At 38.2% G+C, this 16,742-nt stretch carries 14 protein-coding genes; all 14 read right to left on the reverse strand.

All coding sequences use genetic code 11. The features are described 5' to 3' along the window. Nucleotides 1-157: 157 nt before the first annotated feature. Nucleotides 158-1,876, reverse strand: a complete 1,719-nt coding sequence (locus NFR27_RS02880) for a proline--tRNA ligase (RefSeq protein ID WP_251453965.1) — start codon at nt 1,874-1,876, stop codon at nt 158-160. An 8-nt stretch (nt 1,877-1,884) separates the two neighbouring features. Continuing rightward, complete coding sequence (gene ispG, locus NFR27_RS02885) at nt 1,885-2,961, reverse strand: flavodoxin-dependent (E)-4-hydroxy-3-methylbut-2-enyl-diphosphate synthase (protein ID WP_251453967.1); 1,077 nt, start codon at nt 2,959-2,961, stop codon at nt 1,885-1,887. A gap of 14 nt (nt 2,962-2,975) precedes the next feature. Beyond that, nucleotides 2,976-3,995 carry an RIP metalloprotease RseP gene (rseP, locus tag NFR27_RS02890; RefSeq protein ID WP_251440786.1) on the reverse strand — a complete coding sequence of 340 codons (1,020 nt, stop codon included), beginning with the start codon at nt 3,993-3,995 and terminating at the stop codon, nt 2,976-2,978. A gap of 11 nt (nt 3,996-4,006) precedes the next feature. Then, nucleotides 4,007-5,152 carry a 1-deoxy-D-xylulose-5-phosphate reductoisomerase gene (locus NFR27_RS02895; protein ID WP_251453970.1) on the reverse strand — a complete coding sequence of 382 codons (1,146 nt, stop codon included), beginning with the start codon at nt 5,150-5,152 and terminating at the stop codon, nt 4,007-4,009. Between the two features lie 180 nt (nt 5,153-5,332). Next, nucleotides 5,333-6,145 (reverse strand): phosphatidate cytidylyltransferase, encoded by an 813-nt coding sequence (locus NFR27_RS02900; RefSeq protein WP_251453973.1) that lies wholly within the window; start codon nt 6,143-6,145, stop codon nt 5,333-5,335. 1 nt (nt 6,146) lies between these two features. After that, nucleotides 6,147-6,923, reverse strand: coding sequence for an isoprenyl transferase (locus NFR27_RS02905; protein ID WP_251453976.1), 777 nt, complete (start codon nt 6,921-6,923; stop codon nt 6,147-6,149). After that, nucleotides 6,901-7,161, reverse strand: a complete 261-nt coding sequence (locus tag NFR27_RS02910; RefSeq protein ID WP_251453979.1) for a hypothetical protein — start codon at nt 7,159-7,161, stop codon at nt 6,901-6,903. Before NFR27_RS02910 ends, NFR27_RS02905 begins: the two co-directional genes overlap by 23 nt. After that, on the reverse strand, nt 7,161-7,721 hold the full coding sequence (gene frr / locus NFR27_RS02915) for a ribosome recycling factor (RefSeq protein WP_251440212.1): 561 nt from the start codon (nt 7,719-7,721) through the stop codon (nt 7,161-7,163). The genes NFR27_RS02910 and frr overlap by 1 nt, the downstream gene beginning before the upstream one ends. Beyond that, nucleotides 7,721-8,449 (reverse strand): UMP kinase, encoded by a 729-nt coding sequence (gene pyrH / locus NFR27_RS02920; RefSeq protein ID WP_251440211.1) that lies wholly within the window; start codon nt 8,447-8,449, stop codon nt 7,721-7,723. Before pyrH ends, frr begins: the two co-directional genes overlap by 1 nt. A gap of 65 nt (nt 8,450-8,514) precedes the next feature. Then, on the reverse strand, nt 8,515-9,195 hold the full coding sequence (tsf, locus tag NFR27_RS02925; protein ID WP_251440209.1) for a translation elongation factor Ts: 681 nt from the start codon (nt 9,193-9,195) through the stop codon (nt 8,515-8,517). Nucleotides 9,196-9,333: 138 nt separating this feature from the next. Continuing rightward, complete coding sequence (gene rpsB / locus NFR27_RS02930) at nt 9,334-10,116, reverse strand: 30S ribosomal protein S2 (RefSeq protein ID WP_251440207.1); 783 nt, start codon at nt 10,114-10,116, stop codon at nt 9,334-9,336. Nucleotides 10,117-10,450: 334 nt separating this feature from the next. Continuing rightward, nucleotides 10,451-13,063 (reverse strand): S-layer homology domain-containing protein, encoded by a 2,613-nt coding sequence (locus tag NFR27_RS02935; RefSeq protein ID WP_251440205.1) that lies wholly within the window; start codon nt 13,061-13,063, stop codon nt 10,451-10,453. 565 nt (nt 13,064-13,628) lie between these two features. After that, nucleotides 13,629-14,948 carry a gluconate:H+ symporter gene (locus NFR27_RS02940; RefSeq protein WP_251440203.1) on the reverse strand — a complete coding sequence of 440 codons (1,320 nt, stop codon included), beginning with the start codon at nt 14,946-14,948 and terminating at the stop codon, nt 13,629-13,631. A 152-nt stretch (nt 14,949-15,100) separates the two neighbouring features. Further along, complete coding sequence (locus NFR27_RS02945) at nt 15,101-16,657, reverse strand: gluconokinase (RefSeq protein WP_251453982.1); 1,557 nt, start codon at nt 16,655-16,657, stop codon at nt 15,101-15,103. Nucleotides 16,658-16,742 lie beyond the last annotated feature (85 nt).

Below are 16,742 nucleotides of genomic sequence, written 5' to 3' on the forward strand. Positions count from 1 at the left end.
TAACTCATGTATTGAAAACAATCTATCTTTTTATTATGACCTAAAATAGTGATTTATACAAGTATCAATCCTATAACCAATCATGAATAGCACTCCTATAAGCACAACTAAATAAATGGCAAAAGCAGTCGATAGAAACTCCATCGACTGCCATAGCTTATAAAGTATTTAACGTGTCTGCTACAACTGTAGTTACTTCGTCAATTGGCACTTCAACGGCTTCACCATTTTTGCGAAGCTTCATTTCTACAGCACCAGATTCTAACGTATTTTTACTTACTGTAATGCGCAATGGATAGCCAATTAAATCAGCATCTTTAAATTTAACACCAGCACGCTCTTTACGATCATCTAATAACACATCAACGCCAGCTGCTTTTAATGCTTCATATACACGGGTACTAACATCCATAAGAGCTTCGTCTTTTGCATTAATTGGCACTACCACTACTTCAAATGGCGCAATAGCTCGTGGCCAAATAATACCATTTTCATCATTAAATTGCTCAATCGCTGCTGCTAATGTACGCGATACACCAATACCATAGCATCCCATCACAAATGGATTAGGGCGACCATCCTGATTAAGGAAGGTAGCACTCATAGCTTCACTATACTTAGTGCCTAATTTAAAGACTTGCCCTACTTCAATCCCTTTAGCAATACTTAATTCGCCACCACAATTTGGACAGACATCATCAGCTGTAATTAAACGAATTGGCGCTACAATAATATCCTCAACATTGAAATCACGTTTTGGATTGATATTAATGTAATGCGCATCTTTTTTATTAGCACCACCACAAACGTTATAGGCTTCCATAACGCTTTCGTCTACAACAATTTTAAAAGTCTCAGTCTGTTTTAAACCAACCGGACTAATAAAACCAGCTGTTAAACCAGCACCTTGAAGTTCTTCTTCTGTTGCCATTTCTGGTTCAATTGTGCTGCCTACCGCATGTTGTACAGCAATTTCATTAACTTCGTGATCACCGCGAACAATCGCTAATACGACAACACCATCAGTGGCTAATACTACAGCCTTAATTGTTTTAGCTAATGGTAAGCTTAATTGTTCTGCTACAGCTTCAATTGTTTTCGCATCAGGTGTTGGTACTTCTGTAAGCTCTAATGCGTCTTCCACCTCGGCTTTAATGACACCAGGTTTACCAATTTCAATATTAGCAGCATAGTCACAACTACTGCAATGAATAACATCAGCTTCACCAGATTCCGCCAAAGCCATAAATTCATGGCTATTGCTACCACCAATAGCACCTGAATCAGCTTCTACTGGTTTAAAATATAAACCACAACGGCTGAAAACACGTTCATACGCATGATACATATTCCAGTATGATACATCTAAACCAGCTTCATCCATATCAAAAGAATAAGCATCCTTCATGATAAATTCTCTACTACGCATCAACCCATAACGAGGACGTCGTTCATCACGATATTTATTTTGAATTTGATATAAAGTCAATGGCAATTGGCGATACGAATTAACTTCCCCTTTTACCAATGTAGTAATCATTTCTTCATGAGTTGGTCCAAGACAGTATTGACGATCATGACGGTCTTTTAGACGAATCATTTCAGCGCCATATACTTTCCAACGACCAGACTCTTGCCAAATTTCAGCGGGCTGAATAATAGGCATCATAATTTCTTGTGCCCCAGCATTTGTCATTTCTTCATGAACGATAGCTTCAATTTTACGAATACTTTTCCAAGCCAATGGCAAATAGGAGTAAATACCGCCAGTCATTTTACGAATCATACCAGCACGTAACATATACTGTTGACTAATTACGTCTGCATCAGCAGGTGTTTCCCTTAACGTTGGGGCATATAATTTACTAGCTAACATTTAATTCATTACTCCTTTGCTTCTGTCTCTAAATACGTTTCTATCTCATGGAATAAAGCATCCACTAATTCACTTTCATCTACAGTCTTAATAACTTCGCCTTTGCGGAAGACAATGCCGCGACCATCACCACCAGCGATACCAAAATCGGCTTCTCTAGCCTCACCGGGGCCATTCACAACACAGCCCATAACAGCCACACGAATAGGTGCTTTTATGCTCTTTAAACGAGCTTCTACCGTTTCAGCCATACTAAAGAGGTTGACACGACAACGACCACATGTTGGACAAGAAATCATAGTAGCACCGTAATTGCGAAGTCCTAAGGAACTTAAAATTGTTTTTCCTACTTCTACTTCATGAATAGGATCACCTGTTAAAGATACGCGCAAAGTATCACCAATCCCTTGTGCCAATAAAGCACCAATCCCAATAGAAGATTTTACAGTGCCTTGTGAAATAGTACCTGCTTCGGTAACCCCTAAATGAAGAGGATACGGTACTTTAGCTGATAATTTCTGATACGCTTCAATCATAAGTGGCACATCGGTTGCTTTAATTGATAATTTCATTTCTTTATAGTCTAAGGACTCTAAAATACGAACATGCTCTAAAGCAGCTTCTACCATCCCATCAGCACAAGGATGACCACCATATTCTTTCAAAATATGAGCAGGCAAAGAACCAGCATTTACCCCAATACGAATTGGTATATGCTTTGGTTTTGCTTTTTCAATGACAGCAACTACATTATCAATACCACCAATATTACCAGGATTAATGCGCAAGCCATCGACACCACTATCTATAGCCGCCAAAGCTAAGGTGTAATCAAAATGAATATCTGCAATCAAAGGAATTTGAGCTTTCTCTTTTACTGCTTTAATTGCCTTAGCCGCTGCCATATCTGGCACTGCTAAGCGAACTAAATCACAGCCAGCCTCAGCTAAACGATTGATTTCAGCAATCGCTTTTTCAGTTTCCACTGGGTTAGTAGTAATCATAGATTGCACGCTAATAGGTGCAAAATGACCAATTGGCACATTCCCTACTTTAATACGCGTTGTTTCTTTTCTGTTAATCATAGGTAACTCCTATATTACAGACGGCTAATATCATGAGTCGTAGCATAGACAAATAAGAGTATTAAAATAATGACCCCTGTCATCTGAATATACTGCAATGCCTTCACTGGCAAACGTCGTCTCGTAATTCCTTCAATTAATAATACAATTAAATGACCACCATCTAAAGCAGGAATAGGCAATAAATTAATTACGCCTAAATTTAAGCTTAGTAAAGCAGTAAATTGTAATAAATACATAAAACCATTTTCAGCCATTTGACCAGCCATTTGAGCGACCCCAATAGGGCCTGCTAATTCAGCATTAGTAGTTCCTGTAATCATAGACCACAAGCCCTCTACCATACTTACTAAAACATAACCAGTCGTATTAACTGCCTGAACAGCTGATTGACCAATTGTATATTCTTGCACAATAGATACAGGGTTAATGCCTATCACTGCACGCCCTTCATTACCCGTCTGTGTTGGAATAACAGATAATTCTTGCTCTTGTCCATCACGACTGATTACGATAGGAACAACGGTATTAGCAGTTCCTTGTAACTGCTTAGAAATATCTGTCCATTCTGCTACCGGTTTGCCTTTAATTGATATAATCCGGTCATTCACCTGCATATGTGCCATAGCCGCTGGTGAATTACTCAACATATTCCCAATAATTGGCTCTTTTGAAGGCGTTTGCACGCCATAAGTAGCATATACTATAAAGAATATAACAATAGCCAATAAAAAGTTAAAAATCGCGCCCGCCGCAATAACGATAAAACGTTTCCACACCGGTTTATTTAAAAACGAACGATTATCTAATGGTTCTTCTGGATCCATACCAGCAATTTTATTATAGCCACCTAAAGGAATAGCTCGAATGGAGTATAAAGTTTCTCCTTTTTGAACCTTAACAAGGGCTGGACCAAAACCTATAGCAAATTCGTCAACCCGCATGCCACTTGCTTTAGCGGTAATAAAATGCCCGAATTCATGAATAAACACAATGATGCCAAATACAAAGATTGTGGCAACGATAGTTAACAACATAATCTCTCCTATTTAATCAAGGTTCTCGCTGTTTCACGAGCCCATAAATCAATCTCGCGTAAATGAGCCAAGGTAAAGGTTGGCTCTGATTCCATACGCTCTAATACAGTGACAACAGTTTTATATATATCACCAAATTGAATTTTTCCAGCTAAAAAAGCATATACAGCTTCTTCATTTGCTGCATTAAAAACTGCTGGTTTAAACCCACCGGCACGGCCCACTTCAAAAGCTAATTTTAAAGCAGGAAAATCATCATACCGTGGTGGAAAAAATTCTAATTGCAAGGCTTCCTCAAAGGTTAAGGTATCCATTTTTAACGGTTTACGTTCAGGATATGTTAAAGCATATTGAATTGGCTCGCGCATATCGGGATTGCCTAATTGAGCAAGAATTGCCCCATCTTTCATCATAATCATAGAATGAACTATACTCTGAGGATGAACTGTCACCTTAATATGGTCAAAATCAAAACCAAATAGCCAGTGTGCCTCTATAACTTCCAATCCTTTATTAAATAAGGTCGCTGAATCTATAGTAATCTTGTTTCCCATATTCCAGGTCGGATGCCGTAAACAATCTGCTGCCGTAGCCGTAGCAATTTTTTCTGACGGCCATGTCCGTAAAGGACCGCCTGACGCCGTAATCAATAGTGAATCAACATTCTCTCGTTGCTGTCCTTCTAAACATTGAAAAATAGCACTATGTTCACTATCAATCGGCAATAATTGCACATCATATTCTTTACAAAGGGATGTAATTAAAGAACCACCAGCTACTAATGTTTCTTTGTTCGCTAAACCAATTGTTTTTTTAGCGCGAATAGCTTCTACAGTTGGCTCAATACCAGCGGCTCCAACTACTGCAGTAACAACAAGTTCAGCCGTAGACCAAGTAGCGGCAGCTAATAAAGCCTCTTTGCCCCCTAGCAATTTGGTTGGCCCATTATATCGCTTCTTTAATTCTAAAAACGCTGTTTCATCAACTAAGCCAGCCATTTCAGGTTGAAATTCTTTAATTTGAGCTTCTAAGACATCTACATTATGATTAGCCACCAGTGCTTTTACAGAAAATAAATCAGGATGCTGTCGCACCACATCTAATGTTTGTGTGCCGATAGAACCGGTACTCCCAAGAATACTCAGTGTTTTCATAGAAACTCCAATCCAATACAGTTTGCACTGTACTTTTATATATTACGTAACTTATACCTCAATCATATTAATAGCAATAGTATACATACAAACGCCTTCATACAGACGTCTTCATACAATTCTCTTTATACAATCGTACTTATAATATATCAAAGCCCTTATAATAGATTGAGATCCTTATTATAATAAATAAACTAATACCATAGGTGCTGAAAAAAGCAAGCTATCAAAGCGATCTAAAACACCACCATGGCCAGGTAATAATACACCCGAGTCTTTTACACCACAATAACGCTTTAATTTAGATTCAAATAAATCACCTAATGGTGCTACGATACCAGTTAATAGACCAGCGCCTAAACCAAGCATAAGTGGCATGCCAACAATCACAGCATAAATTATGCCCGTAAATAAGCAACCTATAAAGCCACCAACATAGCCTTCTAAGGTTTTATTAGGGCTAATATTAGGGACAATCTTACGTTTTCCCCATTGACGGCCTGCAAAATAAGCAAAAGTATCACTAGCCCAAGTTGTAAATAGTAATAACCAGATTACTAATTCCCCCATGTTGGCACTCACTACAGGAACAGACAATAATTCATAAATGGAAGTTTCACGAAGCATCAACAAAGCAGCAAAACCACCGTTAATGTAGAAAAAACCAAAAGTGGCACAACTTACAACAGATATATTTAAACGTGCTGACCCAAAAATATAAAGCAAGCCCATGGTCATAGCAGCAGCTGCGGCCACCATAATCGCCCATTTATAAAAACCAAAGGTCAGCATTATCATTAATAGTGTGGAATATACATAGCCCCAACGTTCAGGAACTACAATATCAATTTTACGCAGCATACTTGCATATTCCCGCCAACCTAATAAAGCTAACAGCAATATAATCGCATTAAAAAGATAACCACCTACAGTGATTGCTAGCACAGCAATAATAAACCCAATTAAAGCTGTAATGACACGAGTCTTGAGCATATTATTCCTCCGTCTTTAAACCACCAAAGCGACGTTCTCGCTGCTGGTAAGCATATACAGCATCTAATAATGTTTGTGCTGTAAAATCAGGCCAATGCGTTTCTGTAAACCAAAATTCCGCATAGGCGAGTTGCCATAATAAGAAATTACTAATGCGATAATCATTACTTGGTCGGATTAATAAATCTACATTACTAAATTCTTGCGTAAACAAACGATTACCAAAAGACTCTTCTGTAATATCTTCTATAGCCAAAGTCCCAGCAGCCACGTCTTCAGCAGTGGCACGCACAGCTCGTACTATTTCATCGCGTCCCCCATAGTTAATGGCTAACTGTAAGGTAAGACCCGTATTATTCTGTGTTAAGGATTCAGCGTCAGCAATAATTTTTTGCAATTCTTCAGAAAGTCCCCCTATATAGCCAACAAAGCGAATACGCACATTTTTCTCATGCATATCACGCACATTGCCTAACAGGTATTCACGAATCAAACTCATAAGTAAGGATACTTCCTGTTCTGGACGCTTCCAGTTTTCCGTAGAAAAACCGTATACTGTTAATGCTTTTATGCCAATTTCATCAGCAGCAATAACTATTTTTTTTAATACATCAGCCCCAGCACGATGTCCCATCGTACGAGGCAAACCACGGCGTTTAGCCCAACGACCATTGCCATCCATAATAATAGCTACATGGTGAGGTATATTGTGAGGATCCAGTATAACATCAGTTAATGTTTTAGTATCCTCATTCTTACGTAGTAATTTCTTTAGCATATTGTACCTCATTGCAGTTTTCAAAACCACTTGCTACCATCGGACGATATAACAATATTTGCCATATCCCCATTTCCTCTACGTACGCTACTCGGCCTACGTAAAAATCATTGTCTGCAACAGTGAAAAATCGATTATAATTTTCACCGATAGTTACTGCAAAAGGGATATTGGCAGCTTGCAACATCTGCTGCGCAAGCTGCCAAGGTAATCCAACCATTAAGTTTGGCGTATTCATTATACTTCCAATACGTCCTTTTCTTTCTTATCTTTCAAATCATCAATGGCTTTAATCTTTTTATCCGTTAATTTTTGAATTTGGTCTTGACCTTGTTTAGCATCATCTTCTGTAATTGTTTTAGCTTTTTCTTCTTTTTTGATAGCATCATTAGCATCACGACGAATATTGCGTACTGCCACTTTTGCTTCTTCTGCTTTTTTACTTACTACTTTAACAAGTTCTTTACGACGTTCTTCAGTAAGTTGAGGAATTGCTAAACGAATTGTATCGCCATCATTACTTGGATTTAAACCTAAATCCGATTGTAAAACTGCTTTTTCAATAAGGCCAATCATAGATTTTTCCCAAGGTTTTACTAAAATTAAGCGAGGTTCAGGTGCTGTTACATTAGCTACCTGATTAATTGGAGATGGTGTACCATAATAATCAACCATAACCTTGTCTAATAGGGCAGTGCTAGCACGGCCGGTGCGGATGGAAGCAAATTCTTGCTTTAAAGCTTCGATGGTTTTGTCCATGCGGCTTTCTTCACGGGTTAATAACTCTTGAATGTCCATTATTCTTCACCTCTTACGATAGTACCAACAACTTCCCCTTTCGCAGCGCGTGTAATATTACCAGGAATATCCATGCTAAATACTACGATTGGGATATTATTATCCTTACACAAGGTCGTAGATGTAGAGTCCATTACTTTAAGTTCTCGACTAATTACGTCCATGTAAGTAAGTTCATCAAACTTTTTAGCTTCTGGATTAGTACGTGGGTCACTATCATACACACCATCAGCAAATTTTTTCGCCATTAAAATAGCGTCAGCTTCAATTTCAGCAGCACGGAGCGCAGCTGTTGTATCAGTAGAGAAATATGGATTCCCTGTACCAGCTGCAAAAATAACAATACGACCTTTTTCTAAGTGACGAATAGCACGACGACGAATGTATGGCTCTGCTACTTCCTGCATAGCAATGGCTGTTTGCACGCGGGTCGCTGCACCAGCATGTTCAAGTGCATCCTGCAAGGCTAGTGAATTCATTACAGTTGCAATCATACCCATATAGTCAGCTGACGCACGATCCATGCCTTTAGCACTGCCAGCTAAACCACGCCAAATATTACCGCCACCTACTACGATAGCAATTTGTAAATCTGTTGTTCTAGCAATTTCTGCAATTTCTTTGGCAATTTCTTCTACTACAACTGGGTTAATACCGAAGCCTTGATCACCTGCTAAAGCTTCACCACTTAATTTCAAGACGATACGTTTAAAATTTCTATTACTCATTGCGATACTCCTCTGCTATTACAAAATAAGAGAACACATGACGGTGTTCTCTTATCTCTTAAATCTTATTGACCAGCGGCTGCACGAACTTCAGCTTCGAAGTCGTCCTGACGCTTTTCAATTCCTTCGCCTAAAGCGTAGCGAACGAAACGACGTACGTTAATGTTTTCACCGATTTTAGCGATTTTTTCAGTAATAACATCAGTAATAGTTTTGTCACCATCTTTAATGAAAACCTGTTCCAATAGGCAGTTTTCTTTATAGAATTTTTCAACGCGGCCATTAACCATTTTTTCAAGAACTGCTTCTGGTTTTGGTTTGCGACCAGCTTTTACATCTTCTTCTGCTTCTGCTTTAGCTTGTTCTAAAAGAACTGCTTTTTCATGTTCAATAACTTCAGCAGGTACTTCTTCACGATTTAAGTACGTAGGATTTGCTGCTGCAATCTGCATAGCAATATCTTTTACAAGGTCTTGGAAGTCTTCAGTTTTAGCAACGAAGTCTGTTTCACAGTTAACTTCTACAAGAACACCAATACGACCGCCACCATGAATATAGGAAGCAACCACACCTTCAGCCGCTACACGACCAGCTTTTTTAGCTGCCGCAGCTAACCCTTTTTCACGAAGTAAGTCGATTGCTTTTTGGATATCGCCTTCAGCTTCTGTTAACACTTTTTTGCAATCCATCATGCCTGCGCCTGTAATTTCGCGCAATTCTTTTACTAATGCAGCAGTAATCGCCATATAATATATACCTCCTACACATTAATTAAGGTAAGGTCTATTTAGCCTTACCTTAATTTTATATCGTTCTACATATTTTATCAAATAATATTTAACATATTATTAAATAAATTTTAAGTTTTAAGGCAATGTCAGCTATTAGCCCTGACCGTCTTGTACCATTTCAGCGGAATCAGCTTCCATTTGTTTCATAGCTTGATCAGCTGCTTCTTGGTGTTCACCTTGATCATCTAAAGATTCGCCTTGACGACCTTCTAATACAGCGTCAGCCATTTTACCAGTTAATAATTTAACAGCACGGATAGCGTCATCATTAGCTGGGATTGGGAAGTCGATTTCATCAGGATCACAGTTAGTGTCTACAGTTGCTACTACTGGGATACCTAATTTTTTAGCTTCTGCAATAGCGATACGTTCTTTTTTAGGGTCAATTACGAATAATGCACCTGGCATTTTAGGCATATCTTTGATACCGCCAAGGTATTTTTCTAATTTTTCCATTTCATGACGTAAGCCGATAACTTCTTTTTTAGGAAGAAGTTCGAATGTGCCATCTTCAGCCATTTTTTCAAGCTGTTTTAAACGTTTAACACGTAATTCGATAGTTTTGTAATTAGTTAACATACCACCTAACCAACGTTCGTTAACGTAGAACATGTTAGCGCGGATAGCTTCTTCTTTAACGGATTCTTGAGCTTGTTTTTTAGTGCCCACGAAAAGAATTACTTCACCGTTTTGAGCTACTTCACGAAGGAAATCATAAGCTTCTTCTACTTTTTTTACTGTTTTCTGAAGGTCGATGATATAAATACCATTACGTTCAGTGAAGATGAACTTAGCCATCTTAGGGTTCCATCTTCTAGTCTGGTGACCGAAATGTACGCCGGCCTCCAATAATTGTTTCATTGATACTACTGCCATGTTGGCACCTCCTGTTAATAAACCTCCGCAGCATCATATTCAATATAAATCAGGACAATTCCTGACACAGACATTGAATCAGACTGCGTGCGTAATTTTTCATACCTGAAAATTATAGCACATGAGGCACTAGTGTGACAAGAGGGTTTCATTAAAAATATTATGCATGAAATGTGCAATATAAGGTACAAAAATATGCCCCTTCTCTTACACACGAATTAATAAGGAACAAAGGTCCCTTCGAAATGTGTCACGATTTCTAAAAAAACTCCCACCCATTAACAATAGGTAGGAGGATTTTAGTATGGCTAAATTTTAATTAGAATATGCTTTTCTACATTTTTGTATGACCACCATACACATCGCGACTCTCTTTATCTTCGCTATTTACACGAATACGTTCTACTTTGTAACGATCACTTGGTTTACCATGAACTAAGTCCACACGGAATCTATCTGCTTTTTCAACAGCCACCATTTCTTGACCGAATTCTTCAGTAGCACGAGCCATATTACCATCAACAATAGCTCCATTTTGTAAAGCACGGTAAATAACAGCCGCAAATTCGTAGCGCGTCATAGATTGATTACCTTTAAATTCTCCATCTGGATAACCAACAAGCAGACCTTTAGACGCTAACTCTTTTACATATGCGTAGGCCCAATGATTTTCAGGCACATCTGGGAAGTTCACATTCATATTAACTGCATTAGATGAAATGTTAGCCTTATTACCTCGTTGCTGCGCTTCTAATTGATCAATACGAGCTTTTAATACTTCTATCTCTTTTGCCATAGCTACACGGGAACGTGAAACACCACTACTTTGACCAATATTAAAGTTAAGGCCAGCAGAAATCATATTTTCACCATTGCCCGTAGAAGACGCTACATTTACCATCACATCTTCATTAGGACGATAAAAAGCACCTACTGCCATTGCATTAGCATTACCATAATTGCCGTAACCTACAGAGAAACTCCATTTATCATCAGGATTAAAATCAAGTGGATGTAAGCCTGCTAAGGCCGCTGCACCAGCGCCCACTTTGTCCATGCGGTTATCTAAGCTATTAATACGACCATTTACGCCATTTACACGATTATTTAGATCGCTAATTTGCTCTGTATGAGTATTGATAGTTTGCGTATTATTAGCAACCTGCGATTTTAAATTCGTAATATCGCCTATATTAATTTGTACTTGACTATTTAGATTTGTAATAGTATCGCCAAGCTTACTAATATTATTCGTATTATTGGTAATGGAATTCTTAATGTCATCAGCTAATGCAACAGTAAAGGTATGTTTAGTCTCATTGCCCTCTGCATCTGTACCAGCTGGCGTTTCTGTTACGATAATGCCATTGCCTTGTTTTACATCGACTGCATTAGCATTTACATATTCTCGAACTGAAGTTTCTACCGATTTTAATTGCGCCACATTCACTGCATCACTATCATCAGAACCAGCTGCTACATTCGTAATTTGTCGAGTAGCTCCGTCATTACCTACAGATACTGCACCTAGTTTCCCTTTTACTGTAGCTGCAATAGCCGCTTTAGCAGTGTCAGTACTATTCGCTGCCCCATAAACTTGATTATTAGCGGAGCTTGCGGTGTTCGTCACCGTTACATCACTTAAAGCACCACGAGTAGATACCGACGCACTACCTAGCGCCACCCCACCAGCTACAGAGCTCTTAGCATTATGACCTACAGCTACACTATCAGCTTCTGTACTTGTAGCATTACGACCTACTGCAATAGTATCGGTATTATTTGCTAGCGCGTCAGTGCCCACAGCTACAGAATAATCACCTGATGCATTCCATTGTCCCAATTCAGTAGCATATGTACTGGTTTCACCACCTTTAGTATTCCAGGTTTTTACACTTTTAGTGGAAGATCCAAGAGCAATAGCATTTTTACCACTCGCACCAGCGCCCCAGCCAGCCGCTAAGGATTGTGCACCAGTAGCAGCTGCCCCAGAGCCTAAGGCAGCAGACTGCATACCTAATGCTTCAGCACCATTCCCTAAGGCAGTAGCCTGTATACCAGAGGCATAACTATGGGTACCCACAGCACTAGCTGCATAGTTCATTGCCTTAGCATCATCTCCCAAAGCTGTAGTTTGACTGTGCAAAGCATAAGCTTTATAGCCTAATGCCGAAGCACCCCAGCCAGATGCTTTTGTATCGCCCCCAATAGCTACAGCATTATTACCTTGATTTTCTAATTCACCTAAGCCAGTCAAATACTGCTGATTGTCAATTCGCAAATTATCAATTTTAGCTTTTAATTCCTTGGCATCCTCGTCAATGCTCGCATTGTACACCTTAGCATTTTGCCCATATACAGTACTTTTTACGCCATGGCCCCAAGCCCCATCGCCAATAACAGTAGAACTATCCCCAGTAGCACTTACATTATTGCCAATAGCTACTGAATTATAGCCCTCTGCCTTAGCCGTAGTCCCTACAGCAATCGCTTGGCTCCCTGATGTATAGGCATTAGTTCCAATAGCAATGGCATTTTGACCACTAGTCTTAGCTTTACCACCATTTGAAAGGTTATCTCTGTAATCTGAATCTCTAACTACGTTAGCATTATAGCCAATAGCAATAGCATTAGCTGCAATTTCATCAATCTGTGCAGATGTCCCTGTAGCAATACTGCGAATTGCTTGCCCTTTGGCTTCATAACCTGTGGCAATACTGCTAGCCCCTTTAGCTATAGCTCCATTGCCAGTAGCCAAAGAGTTTTCACCAGCAGATTCTGCATTAGGTCCTATAGCTACACTATTATAGCCTGTATCTTTTGGAAGTGCTTCCGTAGAATAAACACTAATATAATCTGTTGCCCCTTGTACTTCATAACCATTCCACAAAGAACCAACTGCACTTAATACCAATAGCGCAAGTATTTGCTTACTTTTTCGTTTCATTCTATCACCTAAATTACTACACACAAAATATCACTTATTATTTTATTTTCATATTATAATTTATACTAATTTGTTTTTCAAGTAATCATTCATTATTTTATAACAATTCATAAATTCCTAAAATGCAAAATTAATCTAGCCTATATTTATCAGGAGTTATTAAGCACCATAAAATTCAGTTAGCATATAGGAATTTATCAACAAACTATAATTAAATATACTCTACAAGATATAAACTCTTAAGTCTTCATATTTTATAATATACATTATTTTTATATGTATTTAATATTTTTGTTTATGCATATAAACCCGATTAAGATCTAGATATCCTATATCGAACTAATACATGCTACTCAAGCAGTATTTAATCTTTAAACTACAGCCTCAAATATCTTTTCTAAAAAAATAAAAAGGTGATTTCCTAATAAGAAAGCGCTTTGTAAAAGCTAATCTAAAGGAAATCACCTTATTAAATTATTAATCTATTAAATTCTAGAAATTGTTAAACTTCTTATAAGCCTAATTTACTCATCATGCAATGTAGTAAACAATGTCAGCTTATATATTACATAAATAAATTTAAGATTTCTACACCAATTAAACCACATACGGCAATGGCAGTTTCTACAGCACACCAAGTGCGAACTGTTTGTTTTACTGTTAAACCAAAGAATTCTTTAAACAGCCAGAAGCCTGGATCATTTGGTGGGCTGAAAATTACACTACCGGCACCTACAGCCAATACCATAAGTTCAGGACTTACACCAGTCATAGGAATTAATGGTGCCACAATACCACCAGCTGTTAAAGCAGCCACTGTAGCAGAGCCAACAGCAATACGAATAACGGCAGCAATAATCCATGCTAAGAGTAATGGCGATAAATTAGCCCCCATCACAAGGGATCCAATATAATTACCTACACCACTATCAATAAGCACTTGTTTTAAAGCACCACCAGCACCAACAATAAACAAAATCATAGCTACTGTTAAAATTGCTTTTTCAGAAGTTTCCATGATTTCTTTAGTTGTTTTGCCACGAGCATAACCAAAAGTATAAAAAGCTACCATAATAGAAATTGTTAATGCTACACTTGGATCGCCAATAAAGTTAAAGATATGCATAATTGGCGCATCTTTAGGAATACCCATCATTTTACCAACAGCACTAATAGCCATTAAAATAACCGGTGTTAACGCTGTTAAAATACTGCTCATAAAAGAAGGCATTTCTTCATCAGTGAAGTTTTTATCATTATGAAGCCCTTCTGGGATTTCAGTTTTAATATCTTTAACCGTATTATACAATAAAGGTCCCGAAATAATAACAGTTGGAATGCCGATAATTAATCCATAAATTAAAGTTTTACCAATATCAGCATTAAAAATAACGGAAATCGCCGTAGGACCTGGATGCGGTGGCAAAAATCCATGAGTTACTGACAATGCCGCTGCCATAGGAATACCCACTTCTAACAAAGGAATATCTGCAGCTACGGCAATCGTAAATACCAAAGGAATTAAAAGCACAAAACCAATTTCATAAAATAAGGCAATACCTACAATAAATCCAGTCAAACAAACTGCCCATTTTACATTTTTACGGCCAAACATATTGATAAGGGTAGTAGCAATTCGTTGAGCCCCACCACTATCAGCCATCAATTTACCAAGAATGGCACCAAAACCAACAACGATAGTTAAACCACCTAATGTTGACCCTAAGCCTTTTTGAATGGTAGGGAAAATTTTATCGATTGGTAACCCTTCTCCAAAGGCCAATAAAATACACACTAAAATAAGAGATAAAAAGCTATTTAACTTCACTTTTACAATCAGGAAGAATAATAGCACGATGCCTAATGCCAAAATAACCAGTGGCATAAGAGCGCCTCCTTTCAAACTACACATTTCACAAACGACGAGGCCCCATAGTAAAACACCCTAACAAAACTGAGATAACAAATATACTCTCTCTCTAAAAACTCAGTATTACAATCCTGTAAGCTATTCAATCTCAAATAATAAGTACTAAACTATAAACGATTAAATGGATGTTCTTGCTGGAAGTTAACAAGACGAGCTAAATCATCCTTCATATTAGTATATAAAGATTCATAAATTCTAAATAATTCATCATAAATTTCACGATTAGCCGTTTTTGGTGTATATACTTCTTGAGCTGTAACTAACGTGGCCGTATCTTTAATATCTTTTAAGGTACCATCAGAGATAAAGCCTAAAACAGCAGCCCCAAACGAAGCGCCTTCACTATTAGTTGGTAATGTAATAGACTCATTAAATACATCAGCCATGATTTGTAACCATAATTCTGATTTTGTAAAACTACCGCTAACACGAATGTCTTTTACTTCTTCAAAATCACGCAAAGCTTGTAACACGCAAAGCAAGCTATAGCAAATTCCTTCCATAGTTGCTCGAATCATATAAGAACGACTATGATTTAACGATAAACCAATAAAAGCACCTCGCAAATCAGAATTCCAGTACGGCGCCCGTTCACCAGTAAAGAATGGCATCAAAAGTAGTCCGCCCGAACCAGCAGGCACATGACGAGCTTTCATCGTCATCAAATCATAAGGATCCACATCCAGTTGCTCCATTTGAGACCCATGCAAGTGAAGAATTCGGTCACGCATCCAACGCATAATAATGCCACCATTATTAATCGCACCACCAGCAACCCACATATTGTCAGTTAGATTGTAACACCAAGTTCTTTGGTTCTTATCCATGCGAGCTTTTTCAGTTAACATACGAATAGCGCCACTAGTGCCAATTGTACAACTTAATTGCCCGGCTGACACTGCACCAATTCCCACATTAACTAATACACCATCAGTAGCGCCAATTACTACTGGCAAGCCAGCAGGTAAACCTAAGCGTTTTGCAACGTCTGGAACTAATTCATTGCTATGAGTTGTAGATACAACCTCTGGTAAACGGTCTTTAGTAATTCCTAGGAAATCAAGAATTGTTTCATCCCAACATTCTTTATGCGCATTATATAAGCCACTACTACTTGCTACTGACTTATCAGTTACCCATTCCCCTGTCAAGTTGCGGAAAATAAAATCTTTAATCGAACCAATATGTGCCATTCTATCAAAAATAGAAGGTTGGTTTTCCTTTACCCACAAAATTTTTGCCAAAGGATAACATGCATGAAGTGGACAGCCTGTATTAAAATAAAATTCTTTACATTTAGGATCTAATTCTAAACGGCGTACAATGGCAGCACTACGACTATCTGCCCAAGTCATCATATTTCCTAGAAGTTGAAAATTTTCATCTTGAGGAATAAAACTATGCATAACTGAACTCAAAGCCAATCCCGAAATGGTCACTAATTTATACTGTAGTTCAGCGACTGTCCCCTTTACCACTTCCTCTACAGCATCATAAATTTGTTGCGGATTTTGCTCTGCCCAGTCATACTGGGGTGTTTCTAAACTATAAAAAGCCTCCGTAGTGGCTACGGCTTTGCCAGTTGAAGTATAAGCAGTAGCACGCACACCAGTAGTACCAACGTCTACACCTATCCAAACGGGTTCTTTTACTTTTAAGGTCATTATAACCGCCTCTTTTCATTTGCTTATTAGTGATTATTTACTGTTGTAGTATAAAGATTATACTGTTATACTACAACGATTATCA

Origin of the sequence: Veillonella intestinalis, assembly GCF_943192895.1 — a bacterium.
Lineage (GTDB): Bacteria > Bacillota > Negativicutes > Veillonellales > Veillonellaceae > Veillonella_A > Veillonella_A intestinalis.

What these genes read in the sequence shown, in the direction of transcription:
- NFR27_RS02880 (WP_251453965.1), bottom strand. Translation starts at nt 1,876, where the DNA reads ATGTTAGCTAGTAAATTATATGCCCCAACGTTAAGGGAAACACCTGCT.
- ispG (WP_251453967.1), bottom strand. Translation starts at nt 2,961, where the DNA reads ATGATTAACAGAAAAGAAACAACGCGTATTAAAGTAGGGAATGTGCCA.
- NFR27_RS02895 (WP_251453970.1), bottom strand. Translation starts at nt 5,152, where the DNA reads ATGAAAACACTGAGTATTCTTGGGAGTACCGGTTCTATCGGCACACAA.
- NFR27_RS02900 (WP_251453973.1), bottom strand. Translation starts at nt 6,145, where the DNA reads ATGCTCAAGACTCGTGTCATTACAGCTTTAATTGGGTTTATTATTGCT.
- NFR27_RS02905 (WP_251453976.1), bottom strand. Translation starts at nt 6,923, where the DNA reads ATGCTAAAGAAATTACTACGTAAGAATGAGGATACTAAAACATTAACT.
- NFR27_RS02910 (WP_251453979.1), bottom strand. Translation starts at nt 7,161, where the DNA reads ATGAATACGCCAAACTTAATGGTTGGATTACCTTGGCAGCTTGCGCAG.
- frr (WP_251440212.1), bottom strand. Translation starts at nt 7,721, where the DNA reads ATGGACATTCAAGAGTTATTAACCCGTGAAGAAAGCCGCATGGACAAA.
- pyrH (WP_251440211.1), bottom strand. Translation starts at nt 8,449, where the DNA reads ATGAGTAATAGAAATTTTAAACGTATCGTCTTGAAATTAAGTGGTGAA.
- tsf (WP_251440209.1), bottom strand. Translation starts at nt 9,195, where the DNA reads ATGGCGATTACTGCTGCATTAGTAAAAGAATTGCGCGAAATTACAGGC.
- rpsB (WP_251440207.1), bottom strand. Translation starts at nt 10,116, where the DNA reads ATGGCAGTAGTATCAATGAAACAATTATTGGAGGCCGGCGTACATTTC.
- NFR27_RS02935 (WP_251440205.1), bottom strand. Translation starts at nt 13,063, where the DNA reads ATGAAACGAAAAAGTAAGCAAATACTTGCGCTATTGGTATTAAGTGCA.
- NFR27_RS02940 (WP_251440203.1), bottom strand. Translation starts at nt 14,948, where the DNA reads ATGCCACTGGTTATTTTGGCATTAGGCATCGTGCTATTATTCTTCCTG.
- NFR27_RS02945 (WP_251453982.1), bottom strand. Translation starts at nt 16,657, where the DNA reads ATGACCTTAAAAGTAAAAGAACCCGTTTGGATAGGTGTAGACGTTGGT.